Source organism: Streptomyces sp. MMS24-W38 (genome assembly GCF_059889265.1).
In genome coordinates this window covers 4,099,598-4,122,417 of sequence record NZ_JCBCPP010000001.1, presented here as the reverse complement: position 1 = coordinate 4,122,417, position 22,820 = coordinate 4,099,598, and the positions used below count along the sequence as shown (strand labels likewise).

At 72.2% G+C, this 22,820-nt stretch carries 17 protein-coding genes and 1 tRNA gene; 2 read left to right on the top strand and 16 right to left on the bottom strand.

Translation table 11 applies throughout. From position 1 onward, the window contains the following. Window positions 1-5: 5 nt before the first annotated feature. The 4 genes from AC6F7H_RS17685 to AC6F7H_RS17670 all read right to left on the bottom strand — a co-directional run bounded on the left by AC6F7H_RS17685 (window position 6) and on the right by AC6F7H_RS17670 (window position 5,257). Window positions 6-797: a hypothetical protein gene (locus AC6F7H_RS17685; RefSeq protein WP_500757921.1), complete on the bottom strand. Its 792-nt coding sequence runs from the start codon at window positions 795-797 to the stop codon at window positions 6-8. A 110-nt stretch (window positions 798-907) separates the two neighbouring features. After that, window positions 908-1,549, bottom strand: a complete 642-nt coding sequence (locus AC6F7H_RS17680; protein WP_500757920.1) for an IclR family transcriptional regulator — start codon at window positions 1,547-1,549, stop codon at window positions 908-910. Between the two features lie 305 nt (window positions 1,550-1,854). Then, entirely contained in the window at window positions 1,855-3,645 is a 1,791-nt protein-coding gene (locus tag AC6F7H_RS17675; protein ID WP_500757919.1) for a DEAD/DEAH box helicase, read from the bottom strand. A gap of 127 nt (window positions 3,646-3,772) precedes the next feature. Then, window positions 3,773-5,257: an MFS transporter gene (locus AC6F7H_RS17670; protein WP_500757918.1), complete on the bottom strand. Its 1,485-nt coding sequence runs from the start codon at window positions 5,255-5,257 to the stop codon at window positions 3,773-3,775. A 228-nt stretch (window positions 5,258-5,485) separates the two neighbouring features. Here AC6F7H_RS17670 and AC6F7H_RS17665 point away from each other — a divergent pair. Beyond that, a tRNA-Cys gene (locus tag AC6F7H_RS17665) sits at window positions 5,486-5,557 on the top strand. A 23-nt stretch (window positions 5,558-5,580) separates the two neighbouring features. Here the strand turns inward: AC6F7H_RS17665 and AC6F7H_RS17660 are convergent. The 10 genes from AC6F7H_RS17660 to AC6F7H_RS17615 all read right to left on the bottom strand — a co-directional run bounded on the left by AC6F7H_RS17660 (window position 5,581) and on the right by AC6F7H_RS17615 (window position 18,438). After that, window positions 5,581-6,801 (bottom strand): SUKH-4 family immunity protein, encoded by a 1,221-nt coding sequence (locus AC6F7H_RS17660; protein ID WP_500757917.1) that lies wholly within the window; start codon window positions 6,799-6,801, stop codon window positions 5,581-5,583. Between the two features lie 306 nt (window positions 6,802-7,107). Further along, entirely contained in the window at window positions 7,108-9,423 is a 2,316-nt protein-coding gene (locus tag AC6F7H_RS17655) for a xanthine dehydrogenase family protein molybdopterin-binding subunit (protein ID WP_500757916.1), read from the bottom strand. Continuing rightward, window positions 9,420-11,321 (bottom strand): 2Fe-2S iron-sulfur cluster-binding protein, encoded by a 1,902-nt coding sequence (locus AC6F7H_RS17650; RefSeq protein ID WP_500757915.1) that lies wholly within the window; start codon window positions 11,319-11,321, stop codon window positions 9,420-9,422. The genes AC6F7H_RS17655 and AC6F7H_RS17650 overlap by 4 nt, the downstream gene beginning before the upstream one ends. Continuing rightward, window positions 11,318-12,211, bottom strand: a complete 894-nt coding sequence (locus AC6F7H_RS17645; RefSeq protein WP_500757914.1) for an FAD binding domain-containing protein — start codon at window positions 12,209-12,211, stop codon at window positions 11,318-11,320. Before AC6F7H_RS17645 ends, AC6F7H_RS17650 begins: the two co-directional genes overlap by 4 nt. 299 nt (window positions 12,212-12,510) lie before the next feature. Continuing rightward, window positions 12,511-14,163: a beta-N-acetylhexosaminidase gene (locus AC6F7H_RS17640; RefSeq protein ID WP_500757913.1), complete on the bottom strand. Its 1,653-nt coding sequence runs from the start codon at window positions 14,161-14,163 to the stop codon at window positions 12,511-12,513. Window position 14,164: 1 nt separating this feature from the next. Beyond that, entirely contained in the window at window positions 14,165-15,010 is an 846-nt protein-coding gene (locus AC6F7H_RS17635) for a carbohydrate ABC transporter permease (protein ID WP_500761891.1), read from the bottom strand. A gap of 29 nt (window positions 15,011-15,039) precedes the next feature. Beyond that, on the bottom strand, window positions 15,040-16,002 hold the full coding sequence (locus tag AC6F7H_RS17630; RefSeq protein ID WP_500757912.1) for a carbohydrate ABC transporter permease: 963 nt from the start codon (window positions 16,000-16,002) through the stop codon (window positions 15,040-15,042). Between the two features lie 4 nt (window positions 16,003-16,006). Continuing rightward, window positions 16,007-17,299: an extracellular solute-binding protein gene (locus tag AC6F7H_RS17625; RefSeq protein WP_500757911.1), complete on the bottom strand. Its 1,293-nt coding sequence runs from the start codon at window positions 17,297-17,299 to the stop codon at window positions 16,007-16,009. Window positions 17,300-17,545: 246 nt separating this feature from the next. Next, a complete protein-coding gene (locus AC6F7H_RS17620; protein WP_500757910.1) occupies window positions 17,546-17,836 on the bottom strand; it encodes a DUF3039 domain-containing protein in 291 nt (96 codons plus the stop codon). A gap of 29 nt (window positions 17,837-17,865) precedes the next feature. Next, on the bottom strand, window positions 17,866-18,438 hold the full coding sequence (locus tag AC6F7H_RS17615; protein ID WP_500757909.1) for a YqgE/AlgH family protein: 573 nt from the start codon (window positions 18,436-18,438) through the stop codon (window positions 17,866-17,868). Between the two features lie 318 nt (window positions 18,439-18,756). Between AC6F7H_RS17615 and murA the strand changes: the two genes are divergently transcribed. After that, window positions 18,757-20,103, top strand: a complete 1,347-nt coding sequence (murA, locus tag AC6F7H_RS17610) for a UDP-N-acetylglucosamine 1-carboxyvinyltransferase (RefSeq protein ID WP_109378326.1) — start codon at window positions 18,757-18,759, stop codon at window positions 20,101-20,103. A 227-nt stretch (window positions 20,104-20,330) separates the two neighbouring features. Here murA and AC6F7H_RS17605 read toward each other — a convergent pair whose 3' ends face one another. Continuing rightward, entirely contained in the window at window positions 20,331-20,612 is a 282-nt protein-coding gene (locus AC6F7H_RS17605; protein ID WP_003990598.1) for an HU family DNA-binding protein, read from the bottom strand. 464 nt (window positions 20,613-21,076) lie between these two features. Further along, window positions 21,077-22,501, bottom strand: a complete 1,425-nt coding sequence (locus tag AC6F7H_RS17600; RefSeq protein WP_500757908.1) for an NAD-dependent malic enzyme — start codon at window positions 22,499-22,501, stop codon at window positions 21,077-21,079. Between the last annotated feature and the right edge of the window lie 319 nt (window positions 22,502-22,820).

The following is a 22,820-nucleotide window of genomic DNA, read 5'->3' as shown; positions in this document are numbered from 1 at the left end:
CCCGGTCAGCAGCTGGGGACCTTGCCGGTGTCCTTCTGCAGGGAGACCAGGGCGTCCACGGTGCCCTCGAGGGTGGTGACCGGGATCAGGCGCAGCCCCTTCGGGAGTTCGGTCCGGGCCTGGCCGCATTCGGCCTCGGGCACCAGGAAGACGGTCGCGCCGTCCCGCCGGGCGGCCTGCGTCTTCAGCGGCACGCCGCCCACGGCACCGACCGTGCCGTCCGCGTCGATGGTCCCCGTACCGGCGATGATCCGGCCGCCGGTGAGGTCGCCGCCGCTGCCGTCGCCGTTCAGCTTGTCGACGATGCCGAGGGAGAACAGCAGGCCGGCGCTGGGGCCGCCGACGTCGGCTAGCTCCAGTTCGACCTTGACGCCCTTGCCGCCCAGGTCCAGGTAGCCCAGCGCGGCCCGGGTCGCCTCGTCCTGCGACTTCTTCATCTGCTTCTCGTTGTACCGCTCGATCTGCTCGACGTCGCCCCCGGAGGGGTAGACCGAGTCTCGGGGCATGACCGCCTGGTCGGTGCCGAACCAGCCGTCGACCACGTCGGGGAGGTCGACCCGGGTGTCCGGGGAGGTCGCCTCGATCGTCGTCATCCGCAGCTGACCGGTGGTCTCGCGGGTCTTCGCGCCGGAGATGGTGATGACCTGCGTGCCCTTGTTCTTGCCGAGCACGTCGGCCGTCAGCCCCGGCTGCGCCACCGAGAACGGCAGCGGCGCGAAGACCGCCGTGGCCAGCAGGGCGACGACGGGAGCGGCGCAGACGGCCAGGGCCTGGAGACGTGTGAGGCGAGAGAGCACGGGATCAATCTAACGCGGCGCCTTCGCCGCGATGCCCCCGCCGACCGTCGGCGCAGCGCCCCGCGGCTCTCGGCACGGCGTCCCGACCGTCGGCGCAGCGGCTCCGACCGTCAGCGCAGCGCCTCCGCGACCTCGCGGGCCGCGTCCACGACCCGGGGGCCGACCCGTTCGGGGACCACGTCGGCCAGCATCACCACGCCGACGCTGCCCTCGACCCCGGTGACTCCCAGCAGGGGCGCCGCCGCTCCGCACGCCCCGGCCTCCAGTTCGCCGTGGGTGAGGGTGTATCCGGGGTCGTCGGGCCGTTGCAGGCGGGCCGAGATGATCGCCTTGCCGGCGGCGCCCCGTTCCAGCGGGTGCCGGAACCCGGCGCGGTAGGCGACGTGGTAGTCCGTCCACGAAGGTTCCACCACCGCCACGGCCAGCGCCTCCGCCCCGTCGACCAGGGTCAGGTGCGCGGTCGCGCCTATGTCCTCCGCCAGCGACCTGAGGGCCGGCATCGCCGCCTCCCGTACCAGCGGGTGCACCTGACGGCCCAGCCGCAGCACGCCGAGCCCGACCCGGGCCCGGCCGCCGAGGTCACGGCGTACCAGCGCGTGCTGTTCCAGTGTGGCGAGCAACCGGTACACAACGGTCCGGTTCACGCCCAGCCTGTGGGAAAGCTCGGTGACGGTCAGGCCGTGGTCCGTGTCGGCCAGCAGCTTGAGGACCCGCAGTCCCCGGTCGAGCGTCTGAGAGGTCTCCGCGGTCACGACGCCCACTCCTTCGTGGTGAGGTCGACGGCCCTCTCGCGGCATATGCGTCACCGAGTCCCGTCGGCGACGCGCTTCAGAGGCCGCCGATCGGCCGGCGGCCCGGCCATGTCCCGGGCACGGTCGCTTCACGGCTGCGCTCCGCGGCGGCGCTGCCACGGGGCGTGTGCATAGCCGGACAGTAGCGAGCCGGTCCGGTCAGCGGAAGGCTTTGTCCAGAATCCGGGCACCCTCACCCCTGAACTGGCGCTTTTTGTCCTGATTCGACCACCAGGTGTGCGCCGGACGTGCACCGGCGGAGCGGGTCACCGCATGCGGGTGGCCCACTCCTGCACCTTGGCGATCCGCTGGCGCAGTTGACCCGGCGTGGCCTCCGCGGCGGGCGGCCCGCCGCAGACGCGGCGGAGCTCCGTGTGGATGACGCCGTGCGGTTTGCCGCTCTGGTGGACGTAGGCGCCGACCATGTTGTTGAGCTGCCGGCGCAGTTCCATCATCTCCTTGTGGGAGACCACGGGGCGCCGCTCGGCGGGCAGTTCGAGCAGGTCGGCCTCGCTGTCCGGCTTCTTGCGGCTGTGCGCGATCTGCCGGGCCTGCCGCTTCTGCAGCAGCAGCTTCACCTGGTCGGGTTCGAGGAGCCCCGGGATGCCGAGGTAGTCCTGCTCCTCCTCGCTGCCGGGGTGGGCCTGCATGCCGAAGTCGGCGCCGTTGTAGGTGACCCGGTCGAAGACGGCGTCGGACTCCAGTGCCTCGAAGGGCAGCATGTCCTCGCCGATGTCCTCGTCCTGCTCCCGGTTCGCCTCGTCCATCTCCTTCTCGGACTCGGCGTACGGGTCCTCCTCGCCGTCCTTCTTGGGCTTGTCGAGGACGTGGTCGCGTTCGCGTTCCATCTCGTTCGCGAACTCCAGCAGGTTCGGGATGGTCGGCAGGAACACGGACGCGGTCTCGCCGCGCCGCCGGGACCGTACGAAACGGCCGACGGCCTGGGCGAAGAACAGCGGGGTGGAGATGGTGGTGGCGTACACACCGACCGCCAGGCGCGGTACGTCGACGCCTTCGGAGACCATGCGGACGGCGACCATCCAGCGGTCGTCGTTGCCGCTGAAGTCGTCGATCCGTTTCGAGGCGCCGGTGTCGTCGGACAGGACGACGGTGGGCTTGCTGCCGGTGATCTCGCGGATCAGCTTGGCGTAGGCGCGGGCGGAGTCCTGGTCGGTGGCGATGACGAGGGCCCCGGCGTCCGGGACGGACTTCCTGACCTCGGTCAGCCGCTGGTCGGCGGCGCGCAGCACGGACGGCATCCACTCGCCGCGCGGATCGAGGGCGGTGCGCCAGGCCTGGCTGATCGCGTCCTTGGTCATGGGCTCGCCGAGGCGGGCCTCGATCTCGTCGCCGGCCTTGGTGCGCCAGCGCATGTTGCCGCTGTAGGAGAGGAAGATGACGGGGCGGACGACGTTGTCGCGGAGCGCGGAACCGTAGCCGTAGGTGTAATCGGCGGCCGACCGGCGGATGCCGTCGTCGCCCTCCTCGTACGCCACGAACGGGATGGGATTGGTGTCGGACCGGAACGGCGTACCGGTGAGCGCCAGCCTGCGGGTGGCCGGCTCGAACGCCTCCAGGCACGCCTCGCCCCAGGACTTGCTGTCACCGGCGTGGTGGATCTCGTCGAGGATGACGAGGGTCTTGCGCTGCTCGACGCGGTTGCGGTGCAGCATGGGGCGGACCCCGACACCGGCGTAGGTGACGGCGACGCCGTGGTAGTCCTTGCCGAGCGGGCCCGCGCTGTACTCGGGGTCCAGCTTGATGCCTATCCGCGCGGCGGCCTCGGCCCACTGCTTCTTCAGGTGCTCGGTGGGCGCGACGACGGTCACCTGCTGCACGACGTGGTGGTGCAGCAGCCAGGAGGCCAGCGTCAGCGCGAAGGTCGTCTTTCCGGCGCCCGGGGTGGCGACCGCCAGGAAGTCGCGCGGCTGTTCCTGGAGGTACTTCTCCATCGCCCCCTGCTGCCAGGCACGCAGTTTCCCGGCGGTGCCCCAGGGGGCGCGGCCGGGAAAGGCGGGGGACAGGTGGTGCGAGGCGGAAGCGGCGGTGGTAGTCACGGTCTCCGTGGGGGGACGGGGGCTGGTTCGGGCGGCTCGGCCGCCGATGACGACCGAGCCACCATATCCGCGCCCCGGCACCCTGATGACGCGGGCCGTGCCGGGTCACTCCCGGGTGGGACCGACGTCACAACCGCCGCAGCCGCGTCGTCACCCACACGCCCGCCAGGGCCACCGCCGCCATCGGCAGGAACACCGCGGCGAAGGCGGCCGGGTGGGAGCCGGTGGCCTGGGTCGCCCCATGGGCCACCGCGCCGCCGCCGAGGGCCGCGAAGGCGGCGCCGCCCATGGCCAGGAGGAGGACGTTGGAGAGGCCGTCGGAGATCTGGAGCGCGGCGGAGTTGGCGCCGGCCTCCTCGGGGGCGGAGAGCTGGAGCAGCAGCACACTGGTGGAGGAGACCACCAGGCCCATCCCGAGGCAGCCGAAGGCCCAGGCGACGGCCGTCGCCCAGGCGGGCACCGCGGGGATCAGCACGCTCGGGGCCCCCGCGATGGACGCCGCCACCAGCACCATCCCGAGGGTCATCAGCCGCTCCCGGTACGGCTCCAGCCGCGGTCGCGACTGGAGCCAGGAGCCCAGTGCCCAGGTCACACCGCCCGCCGCGAGCGAGAACCCGGCGAGCGTGGGGCTGAGTCCCCGCTGGGTGACCAGCATCAGCGGGACGAAGGACTCCGCGGCGATGAAGGACCCGGCCGCGACGCCTCGCAGCAGCACCACCGAGGGCAGTCCGCGGGCCGCCCGCCACGTGCCGTGCGGGAGCAGCCCCAGCACCGCGGGGACGAGCAGCGCCACGCCCGCCGCGCCCGGCAGCAGGGAGAGCCAGCGCAGGTCCTGGGCGGCGTACTGGAGCAGCCCGGCGCCGAAGGAGATCGCCAGGGCGAGCCGGATGCGGCGGCGGTCGAAGGAGGCCGGCACGTCCGCGCCGTGGCTCACCGGACCGGACGCCAGGCGGCGTATCTGCGGCAGCGCCAGGGCCAGCGGGAACACCACCAACGCCGGGATGCCGAGGAACACCCACCGCCAGCCGAGGTGTTCGGTCACCGTGCCGGAGGCCAGCGGGCCGACGATCGACGGTACGACCCAGCTCGCCGCGAACGCGGCCATGATCGCCGGCCGCAGCCGCTCCGGGTAGGCCCGCCCGACCACGACGTACAGCGCGACGATCACCAGCCCGCCGCCGAGCCCCTGCACGGCCCGCCCGAGGATGAACGGCCACATCGCGCCCGCCGTCCCGGAGAGCAGCAGACCGACGGCGAAGGAGGCGATGCCCCAGGTCAGCGGCGCGAGCGGGCCGCGCCGGTCCGCCCACTGGCCGGAGAGCACCATGCCGAACAGGCTCGTCGTGAAGTACCCCGAGAACGCGAACGCGTACAGGGACACCCCGTCCAGCTCCCGCGCCGCCACCGGCATCGCCGTACCCACCGCGGTCGCCTCGAAGGCGATCAGCAGCACCACGGAGACGATCCCGATGCTCAGCGCCCGGTAGGGGCCACTCAGCACGGTCTCGTTCGGCACGGTCCCGTCGCGTTCGAGGGGTGGGACGGGTGGGACGGGTCCGAGGGCATCGGGGGTCTCGGCGACCCCGGTGTCGCGGGGGTTCAGGGCGGTCATGACCGCCAGGGTAAGGGCCGCGGCAGGGCATTACCCCTGTCGGAGGTCGGTCCGGTACCGGGACCTTGGTCGTACTCCCCCGCCGACCGGACGGGGTTCATGAACGGCGTGTGGCAGTCCCGTTGCGGCGCACCGGAATTCCTTGAGCGCCGCTGCCGGCCCGCCGTACGGTCGGCGTACCGAGTTCACGGCGGCGGGGCACCGAAGGACACGCCCCGTCTCCGGCCCGGCCGTGTGCCCGAGTGGCCGAGGGGTTCGACTGCAAATCGAATGACGCGGGTTCGATTCCCGCCACGGCCTCCGGTGCGGGCGGGGTGTGTCACTCAGAGCACTCCGCCCGCTTCGTCCTGGAACAGCTCCGTCCAGTAGTGCCAGTCCGCGTCGGTCGTGGCGCCCGTGGGGTCGACGGCGGACAGGACCTGGATCATCGTCATGGCCAGCTGGTCGTACGTCTCGCTGGTCAGCGCGTGACCCGACTCCTCGTCGATGGCGTGCTCGCGGTGCAGCAGCCAGAGGGTGAAGGCGAGGGTCGAGATGTCCGTGTTCAGCGGGTACAGGACGGAGTCCGGCTCGCTCCAGTCCAGGACCGCGCCGGTGACGCCGTCGACGACCAGGCTGTGGTCCTCGATGAGATGGCCGAGGCGTATGAGGCGGTCGGCGTGGGCGGGGAGGCGGTCGGCCGGGAACCCGCCCTCGCCGTCGGCGTAGTACTCCGTGAGGGTCCGCAGCGGCAGGTCGGTGTCCAGCTGGAAGAGGAAGCCGTCCTCGGGCAGGCCCGTCTCGCACAGGAAGCGTCGGGTCGGGCCGTGTGTCAGCGTCGCGGGGAAGTCGACCTCCTCGAAGCGGACCACGCCCTTCCTGCCGAACTCCTGGTCCAGCAGCCGGACCGGGAGGTCCAGGGCGAGCCCCGAGGCCGTGCCCGGACCCGCCACCAGGGCCAGCGGCCGGATCAGCGCGGCCATCCGCCACAGCGGGGCCGGCTCGCCGTCGGCGCCCTCCTCGAACACCGCGAGCAGCTGCCGCGAGGCCTCGGCGACCGCCTTCGTGCCGTAGCGGCCCGCGTAGGCGGCGAACTGGCCGCGCAGTCCCGCCAGTTCGTCAGTCGCGGCGGCGAACCGCACCAGGGTCGGCAGCGACGGGGCGAGCGGGCGGACGTCCATCAGGTCGGGGTGGTCGGGGAAGTCCGGGCTGCCGGGGAAGAGGTACGTCGTCGAGACCTCGCCGGTGGCCCCGTCCAGCAGGACCGACTCGATCTCCGTACCGGCCGGGCCGAGCAGCCCGCCGATGACCAACTGGTCCCGCAGCTCCGCGGAGAGCCGGTCGCCCGCGTCCCCCGCGCCGCCCGTCGAGCCGGCGACGGTGCGCAGGCCCTCGGTCCGCAGCCGCGCGAAACTGAACAGGCCGCTGTCGCACGGCAGTCCGGGGCCGGTCAGCCAGCGGCGCGTGGACGCGTGCGTGACGAACGGGTCGAGGGCGTCCTCGGTCAGGGTGATCGCTGCCGCGACGTCCACGACATCCGTGGCAACGGTGTCGATCGTGCTCATGGCTCCCCCGCGCATTCGTGTGCTCAGTCCCGTGTCCCTGCTCCGCCGCTCCGGGCGGCTCCGCCCCGCCCTGGCAGGAGGGACCCCCGCGCCATCGGGTCGGCAGCCGTCCCCCACCACTCGGAAGGCTACGCGCCGCCACTGACAACGCCCCGGTCCACAACGGACGGACGGCCCGGCGGACGGCCGGACGGACAGGCGGCCGCCCACGGACACGGCCGCCCTCACCCCACAAGACGCGCGAACACCACTGTGCGTTGCCTTCGCGCGCGAATCAACCTGAAATACCTTCTCCGGCAACCGCCGTCAGCCGCTGGTCACCACCGCGGCCTGGGGGCGGATCGGCAGCCGGTTGACCGGGCGGCCGGTGGCGGCCCGGACGGCGGAGGCGATGGCCGCCGGGGAGGTCACCACCGGCACCGCGCTGACCGCCTTCGCGCCGAAGGGCGCGACCACGTCCCGCTCCTCCAAGAGCTTCACGATCCGGATGTCGGGTGCGTCCAGGGCGGTCGGGAGGGCGTAGCCGGTGAGGTCGGGGTGGCGGATCAGGCCGCGGGGCGTGCGCAGGTTCTCGGTGAGCGCGGCGCCCAGGCCCTGGGTCACCCCCGCCTCGATCCGGGCGGCCAGCTGGGCCGGGTTCAGCACCCGGCCCACGTCCTGGGCGACGGCCAGCTCCACGACCCGTACCGAGCCGATCTCGATGTCGACGTCGACCACCGCGCGGATCGCGCAGAAGGACATCCCGACGAAGGCGTCGCCCTGGCCGGATTCGTCCAGGGGTTCCGTGGGGTGCGGACGGCACTGGGCTGTGGCCCAGAGCTCCTTGCCCTCCAGGGCCTCGGCGACGGGCGTCGACAGTACCCCGTCGTACGAGGTGATCCTGCCGTCGGTGATCTGGAGCAGCTCGGCGGACATGCCGAACTTGTGGGCCAGGGGCTGGAGGAGCTGGGTGCGGACCATCTTCGCCGCGCGCTCCACCGCGCCGCCCGACACCCAGGTGTGCCGACCGCGGCAGCCCGCGCCCGCCGGGGGCTGGTCGGTGTCCACGGGGGCCACCCGCACCTCGTCGACGCCGAGGACCTCCTGGACGATCTGCCGGGCCAGTGTGGTGAAGCCCTGGCCGGTCTCGACGGCCGCGCACAGCACCGTCGCCACGCCGTCCTGGACCTTCACGGTGGCCGTGGACACCTCGTCCGCGCCCTCGCCGCCGAGCATGTGCACCATGCCGAGGCCGTAGCCCACACCGCGGCGCACCGCGCCCGGTTCCCCGGCGCCCTCGGGGCCGCCGGGCAGCAGCCACTCCTCCGTGGGGGTGTCCTTGGGCAGCGGCGGCAGCGGGAAGTCCTGTACCGCCTGGAGGAGTTCGGCGACCGGAGCGGGGCAGGTCACGGTCTGGCCGGTGGGCAGCACGTCGCCGGTCGCCATGACGTTGCGCAGGCGCAGCTCGGCCGGGTCGAGGCCGAGCTTCTTGGCCAGCTTGTCCATCTGCGCCTCGTGGGCGGCGCACACCTGCAGGGCGCCCTCGCCGCGCACATGGCCGGAGGGCGGGTTGTTGGTGCGGACCGCCCAGCCCTCGATGAAGGCGTTCGGGACGACGTAGGGGCCGCAGGCGAAGGCGACGGCGGCGGCCAGGGCCTCGGAGGAGGTGTCGGCGTAGGCGCCCGCGTCGAGCAGGATCTGCGCCTCGACCTTCACCAGCTTGCCCTCGGCGTCGGCGTGGTGGCGGTAGCGCAGCAGGGTGGGGTGCCGGTGGGCGTGGCCGAGGAAGGACTCCTCACGCGTGGCGGTGAGCTTGACCGGGCAGCCGGTCCGCAGCGCCAGCAGGCCGAGCGGCAGCTGGAAGCTCTGGTCCTCGCGGTCGGCGATGGCGCCGGGCACACCGGTGACGACGACCTTGACGCGGTCGGGTTCCAGGCCGAACGCGGCGGCGGCGGCGTCCCGGTCGCCGTGCGGGTCGGTGGAGGCCAGGTACAGCTCGACGCCCCCGTCGGGGCGGGGTACGGCGAGTCCGGCCTCGGCGCCGATGGGTGCGGGGTCCTGGCGGCCGATGCGGTACAGGCCCTCGACGACCAGGTCACCGACCGCGTCCGGGTCGCCGTGGCGCAGTGGGATGTGCCGGATCAGGTTGCCGTCGGGGTGCAACGGCTCGGCTTCGAAGGCCTGTTCGGGGTCGATCACCGGGTCGAGCACCTCGTACTCGACGATGACGGCGGCGGCGGCCAGCCGCGCGGTGTCCGGGTGGTCGGCGGCCACGGCGGCGATGGCCTCGCCGTGGTGGCGTACGACGTCGGAGGCGAAGACCGGGCGGTCGGCGCGGCCACGGCCGTACAGCGGGTCGCCGGGGACGTCCTCGTGGGTGACGACGGCACGCACCCCGGGCATCTCGCGCGCGTGGGTGGTGTCGATGGACACGATGCGCGCGTGCGGGTGGGGCGAGCGCAGCACGGCCGCCCACAACAGGCCCTCGGCCCACAGGTCGGCGGCGTACGGGAAGGTGCCCTCGGTCTTCGCGCGGGTGTCCGCGGCCGGCAGGGAGGTGCCCAGTCCGTGCGGGACCGGTTCCGCCCGGGGGGTGTCCTCCGCGGCCCGTGCGGCCTGCACGGTGGCGGCTTCGTCGCTCACGCCTGGCCTCCGTCCTGGCCGTGGGGCCGGTCGTGCGGTCCGGGGGGCGGGAACGCGGCGGGGTTGACGCCGCCGGCGCCCGGTCCGGCCTGGTGCGGGATGCGGGGCTCCTCCGGGCCCGTGCCCGGGTCCGGGTCCGGGTCGGATTCGGTGTACTCGGCGTATGCCTCGCGTTCGGCGACGACCTCCTGGACCGCCTCCACCACGCCCCGGTAGCCGGAGCAGCGGCACAGGTTGCCGCACAGCGCCTGGCGGGTCTCCAGCCGGCTGGGCGCCGGGTTGCCCTCCAGCAGGTCGTGCACGGTCATCGCCATGCCCGGCACGCAGAAGCCGCACTGCACCGCGCCGCACCGCGCGAGTGCCCGCTGCACGTCCGACGGCTGCCCGTCCTGGGCGAGGCCCTCGACGGTACGGACCTCACTGCCGGCCGTGGTGACGGCCGGGACCAGGCAGGACGCCACGAGCCGTCCGTCGACCTGCACGTTGCAGGCCCCGCACTCGCCCTGCGAGCAGCCGTCCTTGGCACCGGCGAGCCCGAGGCGCTCACGCAGCACGTAGAGCAGCGACTCGCCGATCCAGGCGTCGGTGACGGGCCGGTCGGTGCCGTTGACACTCAGCACGTAGGTGGCGAGGGGGTGGTCGTCGTGCGCGGCGCCGGGGAGCGGTTCGGGCCCGGCTGACGAGCCGTCCGGCGCGGGGGACTCCGGCGCCTCCGGGACGCCCGGACCGGCCGGGCCCTCCGCGGTGTTCCCGCTGTCCGGTGCGGCCTCGGGGGCGGTGGACGGCGCGGGGGCGGCGGTCGGAGCGGACGTGTCGTCACCGGCGGGGCGTTCCGGGGCTTCCCGGTCTCCGTGAGGGGCTTCGGGGCGCCGGACGTCCTCGGGTGCCCCGGCGGGTTCTCCGGGCCCGGGAGCGGGCCGTACGGCGCCCTCCGTGCCCGGTTGCGGGTGCTCGCGGAGCTCCGGGGCGGACGGCGCCCCGGCCGCCTCCTGGTAGGCCTCCGGATCGGCGCGCCAGTGGGGCTCGGCGGCGGTCGGCTGCGGCAGACCGGCCGACCGGGGCCCGGCGGGTGACGGCGGTTCGGAGGCGGGCTGCCCCGACGCGGGAGTGTCCCGGCCGTGCTCCGCTCGCCAGTCGGGTTCCGGGCCGTCCTGCTCCCGGCCGGAACCGGGCTCGGACCCGGTCTCGGGGTGGCTCGGGTCCACGCCCGGCACGCCGGGTCCCCACGGCTGTCCGATGGCCTGCGCGGCCCAGGGCGCGGGGGCGCCGCCCGGAAGGGTGGCGGGCGGGGTGACCGGTGGGGTGGCGCCCCACTGTTCGGCCAGGGCGGAGGTGGTGAACTCGCCGGACTCGTCCGGGAGATCGCCCTCGGCCACGGGGATCGACCACTGGCCGGTCACGTCGGAACCCGGTGCCGGGTTCCCGGCGGCGGGCGGCTCCTCGAAGGCCCACTGCCCGGAGGCCCCGGGGTCGTACGTGAACCGGTCCTGCCCGCTGTGCCCCCGCGCGGCTTGCGCCCCGGGGCCGCCCTGCCCGGACTGGTCGGCCTGCCCCGACGGGCCGCCCTGCGGGTCGTACGGGGACTGCGGGTCGTACGGGGCGTGCCACTGGGCGCCGTCGACGGGCGCACCCGGCACGGCGGCGCCCGGCACCGCCCAGCCGCCGGCGGCCGCCGGGTCGGTGCCCGAGGTGGCGGGGGTGACGGTGAGCGGCGGCGGCACATAGCCGTGGCCGGGCGCGGCGAGCGGGCTCTCCATCGAGTCCAGCAGGGCGTCGATGCCCCCCTCGGGGAGGTTCACGAAGGCCGTGGCGCCGTCGTCGTAGTCGCCCTGGGGCAGCGGGTCCCAGCGGCTTCCGCCGCCCTGGGGCGTGCCCTCTCCGTGCTGGTCGTCGGTCACGACAGCGCCCTCCCCAGTGCTCGTCGGGCCAGCGCGGCGACGGTGCGCCGCAGGTGCAGTACCGCGGGGGGCAACGGCGGGACGGAGCCGTCCTCCTCGGGGACCGGGTCGGGGATGCAGGCCGCGGCGACGTACTCCCCGAACGCGTTCAGCGCCTCCGGCACGATCGCGCGGTTGTTGTCCCAGTCGATGAGCTGGGCGACCCACTGCTCGGCCTCCAGGGGCCGCAGCGCCATCGGCGCTATGGCGCCCACCGCGCAGCGGACGCCGCGCCGGGCGGGGTCGAGCACCAGGGCGACGGACGCCATCGCGCGGCCGGGGCCGGTGCGGCCGGTGGCCTTGAGGAACACCTGCGGGGCGTGCAGCAGCGGCACGCGCACGTAGCCGATGAGTTCACCGGCGCGCAGCATGTCCATCCCGGCCAGCAGGTGCGACACCGGGATCTCCCGGCGGGCCCCGTCCGGGCCCGCGATGATCAGCGTCGCCTCCAGCGCGGCCAGCACGGGCAGCGAGTCACCGGTGGGGGCGGCGGAGGCGATGTTGCCGCCCAGGGTGCCAGCGTTGCGGATGTGCGGCGGTCCGGCGGCACGCGCGGAGGCGGCGAGCGCCGGGATGAGGGCGGCGAAGTCGGGACGGCCCATACGGGCGTGGGTGAGGCCCGCGCCGAGCAGCGCGTGGCCGTCCTGGTACTGCCAGCCGCGGATCTCGCTGATCTTGCCGAGGCCGACCAGCGCCGCGGGCCTGAGCTGCCCGGAGTTGACGGCGGCCATCAGGTCGGTGCCGCCCGCGACGGGCACGGCGGCGGGCACGGCGGTGAGCGCCGCCACCGCCTCGTCCAGCGTCGTGGGCAGCGTCACGGCCTGCGCCGCCTGCGGTGCGTGCGTGCTCAAAACCGGCTGCCCCTTCCCGCGGCCCCACCTGGTCCCACCTGTCGCAGCCGTACGGTACGACCTGACAGGGCGGACGTGGCAACTCTGGCACATCTTCGCGGGCGTCGAAGACAGGGGTCCACTAGGAGGCATTCGCCCACTTCACCCCGGGCATGGACCGATTTGGCAGGACATCGCCGTGCGATCGGATGACGCTCTTCGGTGACCCTTGTGCCCTTTTTCACGACCTGTTCTGAGTTGGGTGGACTTCATGGCACGGCCGGATCGCGTGCCCCGCACCGGCGGTGCGGGGGTACGCGCTACCGGTGCGGGGGCGGGCCGTCGAGGGGGCGGCCCAGCACTCCGGGACGCCGCTGCCAGGGGAGCGGTCCGGTGGGCGGGCGGTAGGCGACGCCGAGGGCGTCGAGGCGCCGGCGGTGGGCGGTCATCCGCCGTTCGAAATCGGCGAAGTCCCGTTCCGCGGGGGCCGGCAGCGCGCTCCAGGCGACCTCGGCGAAGGCGGCCAGCCGGGGAAAGACCTGGTAGTCCACCCGGCCCTGGTTCTCCATCACCTCGGACCACGCGTTGGCCTGGGTGCCCAGGACCCGCCCGGCCTCCTCGGCGGTCAGCTCCGGCGGTACGGGCTCGAACCGGTAGACGTCCTCCAGGGTGCGCACGTACCCGATCGGCACCGGCTCCTCGGGGCCCGCGTCCTGCCGGTGGTCCAGGTAGACGTGCTGCTCGGGGCACATGACCACGTCGTGCCCCACGCGGGCGGCGGCGACCCCGCCGGCGTAGCCGCGCCAGGACGACACGGCGGCGCCCGGGGCGAGACCCCCCTCCAGGATCTCGTCCCAGCCGATCAGCCGACGCCCCCGCGCGGCGAGCCAGGTGGCGAAGTGCCCGATGAACCAGGACTGGAGAGCGTCCTCGTCGGCCAGGCCGAGATCCCTGATCCGCTGCTGCGCGACGGCCGACGCACGCCACTGGTCCTTGGGGCATTCGTCGCCGCCGAGGTGCACGAACCCCGAAAAGGGGGTGCGGGGGACGGCGTCCGCGGGAAACAGTTCCAGGACTTCCTCGAGCACCCCTTCGTAGAAGCGCAGGGTGTCGTCAGTGGGGGCGAGTACGTTCGGATTGATCCCCCAGGTGTCCCAGGCGGTCAGGGAGGCGGTGTCGATGACATCGGTGTTGCCGAGTTCCGGATACGCGGCGATGGCGGCCTGCGAGTGCCCGGGTACGTCGATTTCCGGTACGACGCTGATATGCCGCTCGGCGGCGTAGGCGACGATCTCGCGGATGTCGTCCTGTGTGTAGTGGCCACCGTGCGGTGTGTCGTCCCACAGCGGTGACGCGCGGTGCCCGACTTTCGTACGGGCCCGCCAGGAACCGACCTCGGTCAGCTTCGGATACCGCTTGATCTCGACGCGCCATCCCTGATCGTCCGTCAGGTGAAAGTGGAGGACGTTGAGTTTGTGCGCCGCCATCAGGTCGAGATAGCGCAGCACGCCTTCCTTGGGCATGAAGTGCCGGGCGACGTCGAGCATGAGCCCGCGCCAGCGGAAGCGGGGGGAATCCTCGATCGTCACGTGCGGCACCGCCCACACCCGGTCGCGGCCGAGCGGGGCCCTGCGGTACGCGTCGGGACCCAGGAGCTGCCGCAGCGTCTGGGCGCCCCGGAAGACACCGGCCGCGCTGCCGCCCTCGACCAGGACACCTGTCCGGTCGCTGACGAGGCGGTACTCCTCGGGGCCGAGCCCGGGGTCGAGCCGGAGCCCGATACCGTCGCCGTCCGTATCGTCGAGCTCCCGCCCCTCGCGCAGCGGCAAGCCTGTCGCCTGCCAGAGGACGGCGCGCAGCCATCGGCCGACGCCCTCCGTCCCGGGACCGGAGCGAAGACGGGAGCGCGCCGTCAGCCGCACCTCGCCGAAGCCGGCGACGACGCTGCGGGGCGCTGGAATCAGTTCGGTCACATCAGTCCTTCACCGCACCGCCCAGTCCGGAGACCAGGCGCCGCTGTACGAGTACGAAGAAGACCAGCACCGGGATCGTCATCACCGTGGACGCCGCCATCACGCCGCCCCAGTCCGGCTCGTCCGGCTTGTAGAAGACCAGCAGGGCCATCGGCAGCGTCGACTGCGAGATGTCGCTGATGATGAAGGACTTGGCGAACAGGAAGTCGTTCCAGGTGGAGATGAAGGAAAACACACTCGTGGCCACCAACCCCGGCAGAACGAGCGGGAAAAGGATCTGCCACAGGAACCGCGCGCGGCTCGCGCCGTCGATGTACGCGGCCTCCTCCAGCGCCTCGGGAACGGCTTTCACGAACCCCCGCAGCATCCAGATCGCGAACGGCAGCGAGAACGCGATGTGCGGCAGGATCAGCGACCGCAGCGTGTTCAACTGACCGAAGTCCCGCATGAGGAAGAACAGCGGAATCGTCAGCGCCTCCACGGGCACCATCTGGGCCACCAGAAACATGATCAGCAGGGTGGTCCGCATACGGAACCTGAATCGCGTCACGGCGGTCGCCGCGAGAAAGGCGATCAGCGCCGAGGCGATCACCACGGCGACCGCGACGACCACGCTGTTGACGAAGTACCGGCCGAATTCCTGCTGCCCGAAGACCCGCCGGAAGGAGTCCAGGGTGGGTGTCAGGGTCCACGGCCGGGGCCGGTCCGACTCGATCTCGCCGGCCGGTTTGAAGGCGCCCAGCACCATCCAGTAAAGCGGGAAGGCCACCACCGCCGCGACGAGCAGCACCGTCGCCTCGGCCGCGAGCCGCCACGGCCGCCGTACGAACCGGCGCACAAGATTCACCCGGCGTGCCCCGTCCCGGCCCACGAGACTCACAGTTCCTCCCCCTGGCGGCGCAGCAGCCGCAGGTACACCAGCGTGACGGCGAGCAGGATCAGCAGCATCACCACGCCGATCGCGGCGCCGAGGCTGTACTGCGAGGACGCGAACGCCTTCTGGTAGGCGTAGACGTTCAGGACCAGGTTCTGGCCGGCGATGCCGCCGCCGCCCGTCATGACGTAGATCTGGGTGAAGACCTTGAAGTCCCAGATCACCGACTGGATGGTGACGACCACCAGGATCGGCCGGAGCACCGGGGCGAGCACCGAGCGCCAGACGCGCCACTGCGAGGCGCCGTCCAGGGCGGCGGCCTCCAGCACCTCGGCGGGTACGGCGCGGATGCCGGCGTAGACGGTGACCATCACGAACGGGAAGGAGCACCAGACCACTTCGAGCAGGACGAGGAAGAAGGCGCTGTACCGCCCGTACGTCCACGAGTGGTCGCCGAGGCCCAGCACCCGGTTCACCGGGCCGAAGTCGGCGTCGAAGAGGAACAGCCACACCGTGGAACCGGTGACGGCCGGGGTCGCCCAGGCGCCGAGCGCGGCCAGCATCAGGGCGAGCCGGGGCACGGCGCGCACCCGGGTGAGGAGCACGGCGAGCGCGCAGCCGACGGCCAGGGTGGACACCACGCAGGCCGCTGCGAACAGCAGGGTGGCCGGCAGCACCTGCCAGAACTGGTCGTCGGCGAAGAGCTCGGTGTAGTTGCCGAACCCCTGGAAGGTGGTCGGTTCGCCGCCGCTGACCTGTGCCTGGGTGTAGTGGAAGAGCGAGATCAGGCCGAGTTGGTAGACCGGATAGGCGAGCAGTCCCCCGAGGACGACGAGGGCGGGTGCGAGGTAGAGCCAGGGAGTGAGGCCGCCCCTGCGGCGCCGGGGGCCTCGTGGCTTGTGGGGGGCGGTGGCCGTGCGGAGCGCGGGGCGCTTCCGCACGGCCACCGTGTCCTGTACGGCCACTGGTTCAGCCCACCGAGCCGAACGCCTCGTTCATCTTCTTCGCGGCGCTCTCCGACGCGGCCGCCACGTCCTTCTTGCCGCTGACGACCTCCTGGAACATCGTCGGCAGTACCAGCGAGGAGTCGATCTGCGCCCAGGCCGGTGAGGCCGGCACGAACTTGGTGTCGGCGGCGAGGGTCTCGACGAACGGCTTCAGGAACGGTTCCTCGGCGGCCGCCTGCTGCCGCACGTCGGAGAAGGTCGGCAGGAAGCCCATCGCGTCGAACAGTTCGCCCTGCGCCTTCTTCGAGGCGAGCCGCCGCATCAGGTCGACGGCGAGGGTGCGGTGCGAAGTCGACTTCAGGACACCCAGGTTGTTCCCACCCGCGAAAGCGGGGGCGATGGACCCGGGCCGCACTCCCGGCAGCGGCACGACCGCGTACCTGCCCTTCACCTCGCCGGCCTCGACGGCCGCGTGGCTGAAGTCGCCGCCGATCGCCATGGCGGCCTTGCCCGCGGCGAAGGCGGTCACCGTGTCGTTGCCGCCCATGCCGGCGCACTTGGCGGCCGGGCAGTTGTCGTCGCCGAAGAGGGAGGTGTACGCCTCGATGCCCTTGCGGGCGGCGGGGGTGTCGATCGCGGAGGCGTACGAGCCTCCCTTGCCGGTGGCGAGTTCACCGCCGTGGGCCCAGATGAAGGGCATCGCGCCGTAGGTGTAGGCACCGCCGACGGCGATGCCGTACAACTCCGGCTTCGCAGCACGGATCTCCCGGGCCGTGGAGATCAACTCGTCCTGCGACGTGGGCGCTTCGAGCCCGAGTTTCTCGAAGACGTCGGTGCGGTAGTAGAGCGCGCGGACGCCGACGAAGTACGGCGCCCCGTAGACCCTGCCGTCGACGGTGACCGACTGCCGGGCGGTCGGATCGGTGTCCTTCGCCTCGTCCCAGGCACCGAACTCCTCGGTGACGTCGGCGAGTCCGCCGTCCTTCACATAGCCGGCGGTGTCCGTGTTGCCGTACTCGACGAGGTCGGGCGCGGACTTCGGGTCGTTGAAGGCGGCCTTGATGCGCTGGGCGCGGGTCTCGACCGGGATGTACTCGACGGTGACCTCGGTGCCGTCGTGCGCCTTCTCGAACCCGGCGACGACGGACTCGACGACCTCTTCCTTGGGCGCGTTGTTGACTTCCCGGAAGAGCCAGACCCGTAAGGTCCCGGTCTTCTCGTCCTTGGCCGAGGAGGAGCCCGAGGAAGTCTGGGGCGCGCAGGCGGCGGTGGCGAGGACGGCCGCGAGTGCGACCAGGCGGACGGACAGCTTCATGGACTGCTTCCTCCGGTGAGGTGTTGCACCATACGCAATGAGGATTTCGCCGTGCACAACAACAACGGAGGTTAGGGACTGGGTGAACCGGCCCACAAGAGGTCTCGACCACTCTGTGACCGGCAGACGCACTCCGCGCAACGCGCGGGCAGCACAAAGGACCCCAGGGTGCGCAAAACGCACCCGGGGGCCCTGGACGGTCCGGACCGCTCAGCCGTCCGGACGACTCCGCAGGAGGGCAGGGGGTTACTTCCCGCCCTTGCCCTTGCCGCCCTTGTCGTCGTCGCCGCCGCTCATGGACTCGTAGATCTCCTTGCACATGGGGCAGACGGGGTACTTCTTCGGGTCCCGGCCCGGCACCCACACCTTGCCGCACAGCGCCACGACGGGCGTGCCGTCGAGTGCGCTCGCCATGATCTTGTCCTTCTGGACGTAGTGGGCGTAGCGCTCGTGGTCGCCGTCGCCGTGGGAGGTCTGCGGCGTCGGCTCTACGAGGGTCCCCGTACCAGTCCCGCGCTCGGGCTCAAGAGTGCTCATGAAATAAAGAATACTGAAGCTCACGCGCATCAGTTGAGCGAAGGGTCGTCCGGATACGTGGCCACCATCGCCAGCTCACCCCGCTGGCGGCGCAGCACCTCGCGCCAGAGCCGCTCGGGCACCGGGGACGAGACGTCGCCGGGCTCCGACTCGACGACGTACCAGGCACCGTCCGCCAGCTCTTCCTCCAGCTGGCCGGGGCCCCAGCCCGCGTATCCGGCGAAGATGCGCAGCGAGCCGAGGGCGGAGGCGAGCAGCTCGGGCGGCGCCTCCAGGTCGACCAGCCCGATCGCGCCGTGCACCTGGCGCCAGCCCAGCGGTGCGGCCCGGTTCCCGGCTCCGCCGGGGACGACGGCGACGCCGAGGGCCGAGTCCAGCGACACCGGGCCGCCCTGGAAGACGACCCCCGGTTCGCCGGCCAGGTCCCCCCAACCCTCCAGGATGTCCGACACGTCCACCGGGGTCGGGCGGTTGAGGACGACACCCAGGGAGCCCTCCTCGTCGTGGTCGAGGAGGAGCACCACCGCACGGTCGAAGTTCGGGTCCGCCAGGGCGGGAGTGGCCACGAGCAGCCGCCCTGTGAGCGAGGACACCTCGGTCATGCCAGACATGATCCCGCATCTTCCCTTTCCGTGGGGAGGCAATCGGAGGTATGCGGGTGAACCGGGCCGCGCGGCGGCGGAGCCGCCAGGTGGAGCCGTGTTCCGAGCGGTCGGCGGCCGGGGGCCGGGGCCCGGCGGGCGTACGGGAGCACCCCCGGCGCACAGGACGACGGTGACCCCGAGTGGCCGCTGGGGGACTGCTCGTGTTGTGGGGCGGTGGGACGGCGGCCGGGTCGCACACGGGCTGACAGAGCCCGGGGTGAGGGCGACTACGCTTGCCTTTCTGGCCCCTGCCCCCCTCCACGGAACGCGAGATTCATGACCGTCAACGGAACTGAAGACGTACTGCTTGTCCACGGCGGAACCCCGCTGGAGGGTGAGATCCGGGTCCGCGGCGCGAAGAACCTCGTGCCGAAGGCCATGGTCGCCGCCCTGCTGGGCAGTGAGCCGAGCCGGCTGGGCAACGTCCCGGACATCCGTGACGTCCGGGTCGTGCGAGGGCTGCTGCAGCTGCACGGTGTGACGGTGCGTCCGGGCGACGAGCCCGGTGAACTGGTGCTCGACCCGACGCGGGTGGAGAGCGCCAACGTCGCCGACATCGATGCCCACGCGGGTTCGTCGCGCATCCCGATCCTGTTCTGCGGACCGCTGCTGCACCGTCTCGGGCACGCGTTCATCCCCGGTCTGGGCGGCTGCGACATCGGCGGCCGGCCGATCGACTTCCACTTCGACGTGCTGCGGCAGTTCGGCGCGACCATCGAGAAGCGGGCGGACGGCCAGTACCTGGAGGCCCCGCAGCGGCTGCGCGGCACGAAGATCGAGCTGCCGTACCCGTCCGTCGGCGCGACGGAGCAGGTGCTGCTGACGGCGGTCCTCGCGGAGGGCGTCACCGAGCTGTCCAACGCGGCGGTGGAGCCGGAGATCGAGGACCTGATCTGCGTCCTGCAGAAAATGGGCGCGATCATCGCGATGGACACCGACCGGACCATCCGCGTCACCGGTGTGGACAAGCTCGGCGGCTACAACCACCGCGCCCTCCCCGACCGCCTGGAGGCCGCCTCCTGGGCGTCCGCGGCGCTGGCCACCGAGGGCAACATCTACGTCCGCGGCGCCCAGCAGCGCTCGATGATGACGTTCCTGAACACCTACCGGAAGGTGGGCGGCGCCTTCGAGATCGACGACAAGGGCATCCGCTTCTGGCACCCCGGCGGGCAGCTCAAGTCCATCGCGCTGGAGACGGACGTCCACCCGGGCTTCCAGACCGACTGGCAGCAGCCGCTGGTGGTCGCCCTGACGCAGGCGACCGGGCTGTCCATCGTCCACGAGACGGTCTACGAGTCCCGGCTCGGCTTCACCTCGGCGCTCAACCAGATGGGCGCGCACATCCAGCTCTACCGCGAGTGCCTGGGCGGCTCCGACTGCCGTTTCGGCCAGCGCAACTTCCTCCACTCGGCCGTCGTCTCCGGCCCGACCCGGCTCCAGGGCGCCGATCTGGTCATCCCCGACCTGCGCGGCGGCTTCTCCTACCTCATCGCCGCCCTCGCCGCCCAGGGCACGTCCCGCGTCCACGGCATCGGCCTGATCAACCGCGGCTACGAGAACTTCATGGAGAAGCTGGTCGAGCTGGGCGCGAAGGTCGAGCTCCCGGGCAAGGCCCTCGGCTGATCCGCTCCCCGGCCCCCGGCCCCCGACCGGCTGGGGGCCCGGGGGTCACCCCCGGGCAGACACAGCATGGAGAAGCCCGTCGAGCTGGGCGCGAAGGCCGAGCTCCCGGGCAAGGCCCTCGGCTGACTTGATCAGGGCTTGCCAAAAGGGCGGCCACCCGTTCGGGTGGCCGCCCTTTTGGCGTCACTGTGCGTCGTACGCCGTCCCGGGACGTACGAACGGCAGGATCACTTGCCCTTGGCGGCTTCCTTGAGCTTCGAGCCCGCGGAGACCTTCACGCTGTAGCCGGCCGGGATCTGGATCGGCTCACCGGTCTGCGGGTTGCGCGCGGTGCGAGCGGCACGGTGGGTGCGCTCGAAGGTCAGGAAACCGGGGATGGTGACCTTCTCGTCCCCCTTGGAGACGATGTCGCCGACGACGTCGGCGAACGCGGCCAGCACGGCGTCGGCGTCCTTGCGGGTCACCTCGGCGCGGTCGGCCAGCGCGGCCACCAGCTCACTGCGGTTCATGTTGTTACTCCCGTGTTCTTCTTGCCGTTGAGGCGTGCCACGCGGCGGAGCCGCACGTAGGGCACGGTCAAGCCGATGCTGCCAGGGTCCTCGGTGAGGGCCCGGACCCGGGTCCGTGTCGGGCCCGCACGCCCCTGGAGGTGCTGCCCCCTGGACGTTGTCCTGGTGCAGCATCCTGCCTCTACCTGCGGCGGTAACGCCAATCCGGCACCCGCAGGAACCGTGAGAACACCCGTGGGAGTCACCCATGGGGGTCACCCATGGGGGTCACACGGGGAACGCGACGGCCTGATGTCGGTGACACTGCGTCCGCTTCCGGCAGCAGAGCGCGGGAGCCGGGGGCGGAACCCTTGGTGTACGGCCGCCACGATAGAGCGCGGCCGTACACCAAGGGTTCCACGACGCGCCGGGCGCACACCTACCGTGGTGATGGTCACAGCGGTGCCGTCCGGCCCCGGGAGGCCCTAGGAGGCGGAGGCCGAGCTCTGCGTCAGCTTCGCCGCGTCCCGCACGGCGTCGGCGACCGCACCCGCGACCCTGTCGTTGAACACGCTCGGGATGATGTAGTTCGGGTTCAGCTCGTCCTCGGTGACCACGTCGGCGAGGGCCTGCGCGGCGGCGAGCATCATCTCCGTGTTGACGGTGCGGGACTGGGCGTCCAGCAGGCCGCGGAACACGCCCGGGAAGACCAGCACGTTGTTGATCTGGTTCGGGAAGTCGGAGCGGCCGGTGGCCACCACGGCGGCGGTCTCGCGGGCGACGCCCGGGTCCACCTCGGGGTCGGGGTTCGCGAGCGCGAAGACGATCGCACCCTCGGCCATCGCGGCGACGTCCGCGCCGTCGAGGACGTTCGGGGCGGAGACGCCGATGAAGACGTCCGCGCCGCGCACGGCCTCCTTCAGCGTGCCCGTCAGGTTCTCCGGGTTGGTGTGGTCGGCGATCCAGCACAGCGGGGAGTCGGCGGGGGCGTCCACCAGGTCCGCGCGGCCCGCGTGCACCACACCGTGGATGTCGGCCACGACGGCGTTCTTCACCCCGGCCGCGAGCAGCAGCTTCAGGATGGCCGTGCCGGCCGCGCCGGCGCCGGACATGACGACCCGGACGTTCTCGATCGCCTTGCCGGTGACCCGCAGCGCGTTGGTCAGGGCCGCCAGGACGACGATCGCGGTGCCGTGCTGGTCGTCGTGGAAGACGGGGATGTCGAGGGCCTCGCGCAGCCGGGCCTCGATCTCGAAGCAGCGCGGTGCGGAGATGTCCTCCAGGTTGATGCCGGCGAACCCCGGGGCGATGGCCTTGACGATCTCGACGATCGCGTCGGTGTCCTGGGTGTCGAGGCAGATCGGCCAGGCGTCGATGCCGGCGAACCGCTTGAACAGGGCGGCCTTGCCCTCCATCACGGGGAGGGCGGCCTTGGGGCCGATGTTGCCCAGGCCGAGCACGGCGGAGCCGTCCGTCACTACCGCAACGGAGTTGCGCTTGATGGTGAGGCGGCGGGCGTCCTCGGGGTTCTCGGCGATCGCCATGCAGACGCGGGCCACACCCGGCGTGTAGACCATGGAGAGGTCGTCACGGTTGCGGATGGGGTGCTTGGACGCCATCTCGATCTTGCCGCCGAGGTGCATCAGGAACGTGCGGTCCGAGACCTTGCCCAGGGTGACGCCCTCGATGCCGCGGAGCTTCTCCACGATCTCGTCGGCGTGGGCGGTGGAGGTGGCCGCGATGGTGACGTCGATCCGGAGCCGCTCGTGCCCGGACGCGGTGACGTCGAGGCCGGTGACCGTGCCGCCGGAGGACTCCACCGCGGTGGTGAGCTGGGAGACGGAGGTCCCGCTCGACGGCACCTCCAGCCGGATGGTCATCGAGTAGGAGACGCTGGGCGCCGTTGCCATGGCCGACTTCCTCTGCTTTCACCGTGTCGCTATTCGTGCCGTCCGATCGTCGCACCTACCCCTGAGTACGCGGTAACCGCCTCCTATTGCGAACGTTTTGTTCGCACGGGAAGCGGGTATCTGCGACAGCTTTCGGAAAGTCTGTTCCACCATACGAGAGGCGAGGGGCAGCGCGTAAGTCGCTGCGCGGGGGCTGCCCCGGAGCCGGCACGGGAGCAGCGACGCGAGAGGCCCATGTCACCCGGAAGTGACATGGGCCTCTCGGTCGTTCAGTGACACCGGCCCGCCATGCTCGCCTCGCGGCAAGTGGTCGCTCGTA

Coding starts and splice junctions, on each gene's coding strand:
- AC6F7H_RS17670 (WP_500757918.1), bottom strand. CDS start 5,257: ATGACCGCCCTGAACCCCCGCGACACCGGGGTCGCCGAGACCCCCGAT.
- AC6F7H_RS17660 (WP_500757917.1), bottom strand. CDS start 6,801: ATGAGCACGATCGACACCGTTGCCACGGATGTCGTGGACGTCGCGGCA.
- AC6F7H_RS17625 (WP_500757911.1), bottom strand. CDS start 17,299: ATGAAGCTGTCCGTCCGCCTGGTCGCACTCGCGGCCGTCCTCGCCACC.
- AC6F7H_RS17620 (WP_500757910.1), bottom strand. CDS start 17,836: ATGAGCACTCTTGAGCCCGAGCGCGGGACTGGTACGGGGACCCTCGTA.
- AC6F7H_RS17615 (WP_500757909.1), bottom strand. CDS start 18,438: ATGACCGAGGTGTCCTCGCTCACAGGGCGGCTGCTCGTGGCCACTCCC.
- murA (WP_109378326.1), top strand. CDS start 18,757: ATGACCGTCAACGGAACTGAAGACGTACTGCTTGTCCACGGCGGAACC.
- AC6F7H_RS17605 (WP_003990598.1), bottom strand. CDS start 20,612: ATGAACCGCAGTGAGCTGGTGGCCGCGCTGGCCGACCGCGCCGAGGTG.
- AC6F7H_RS17600 (WP_500757908.1), bottom strand. CDS start 22,501: ATGGCAACGGCGCCCAGCGTCTCCTACTCGATGACCATCCGGCTGGAG.